The sequence below is a fragment of the Pseudomonas sp. AC463 genome (assembly GCF_979253585.1).
In genome coordinates this window covers 1-254 of record NZ_CEEDDZ010000881.1, presented here as the reverse complement: position 1 = coordinate 254, position 254 = coordinate 1, and the positions used below count along the sequence as shown (strand labels likewise).

Below are 254 nucleotides of genomic sequence, written 5' to 3'. Positions count from 1 at the left end.
CAACCAGATCGGGATCGGGCTGAAGGGCTATACGCCCGAACTGCTGGCGATCGTCCGGTTGCTCCCGGTCAGCCATTTCGACGGCTTCCAGACCTTCTACCCGGACTTCGCGTCGGGCAAGGGCGCGGCGCCGTTCAAGACGGTCCAGGATTACGACAATAACCTGAAGCGTAACGCCGGCTATGCGGCGCTGTACCAGCGGCTGACCGACCGCCTGCGCGAGGGCATGGCGAAGGGCGTGACGCAGCCCAAGC

The 254-nt window shown here is 65.0% G+C and carries 1 protein-coding gene; it reads left to right on the top strand.

The window, feature by feature from the left end:
* Positions 1-254 (top strand): hypothetical protein (locus AC0IYH_RS32745; RefSeq protein WP_471838531.1); only part of this gene is annotated, 254 nt, incomplete at both ends.